This is a genomic window from Leyella lascolaii, assembly GCF_900079775.1.
Taxonomy (GTDB): Bacteria; Bacteroidota; Bacteroidia; order Bacteroidales; family Bacteroidaceae; genus Prevotella; species Prevotella lascolaii.
This window is the reverse complement of the sequence record NZ_LT556045.1, coordinates 1-900: the sequence shown is the minus strand read 5'-3', so window position 1 is coordinate 900 and position 900 is coordinate 1. Positions and strand designations below refer to the sequence as shown.

The following is a 900-nucleotide window of genomic DNA, read 5'->3' as shown; positions in this document are numbered from 1 at the left end:
AAAGCGGTTGGGAGAGACTTCCTGCCGTGTCGGTTCCAACAGCTGTGACCCTATGGTGGTAGGCTTGGTTCTCCGCCATGTCCCAAGTCAGGTTTCCGTCGCTGTCAAGATACGAGCCTTTGAGGGTGATGCCGTACTTTACCGCCAGATAGCTCTCCACTTTTCTGCGCTCATCGGGTGTAAGCATCCTGCTGAACACAATAAGCTCAGGGGCATATCCCCGGATGGAAGCATTACCGAAGAGCGAGGTCGGGAAATCCGTACCGAAACTGCCAGAGGTGGAAGGGGTTCCGATGAATAATGTGGTGTTGGAGTTGTCTCCCCACAATGTTGTTGAAGGATTGCTTACCTTGAAGTAGGACACAACTCGCAGAGCGCTTTCCTTAAAACCGTTCTCGGACAAAGAATCACTTGATTGATAAAGCAGGTCTTCACCCGATGCTGAACCATAGTCCAGTGGTTCAACACCTCTACCCCTTACGGCTTTGTCCTTGCTCAGAATGGCTCCGTCGCCCTTGCGGCCGTCAAGAGCATAGACAACCATATCCTTGCCGATGGTTGCCTGTTCCGGTGAAAAGACACCGATGACGGTAGCCTGCGAGAGGTCGCCGTGCTTGAGTTTGGCACTCAGACTACGGAATCCGTCTGCGAGCCAGAGACTCGGATTGAAGTTGAAGTAATGGACTGAACTGTTCGGAAGAGTAAGTTCAGACTTGACGCCACGGCTGTCCAATAGCATCAGCCGTATGGAATCCCCAGAGAAATCCTGCCAACGGTAATAACCTTGCAGGTCTGAGTTCAATGGCGCAGTCTTGAACCACAGTTCGCTTCCGCTGACTCCTCCGGGCGTTTGCGCGAAACTGCCGAGAGCGAAGCCTAACAGTAACAAAGAAGTAAACT

General features: G+C 52.2%; 1 protein-coding gene. It reads right to left on the bottom strand.

Going from position 1 to position 900, the window contains the following annotated elements:
* On the bottom strand, nt 1-900 hold a 900-nt coding region (locus BN4609_RS10330), incomplete at both ends, for a DUF8202 domain-containing protein (protein ID WP_497706737.1).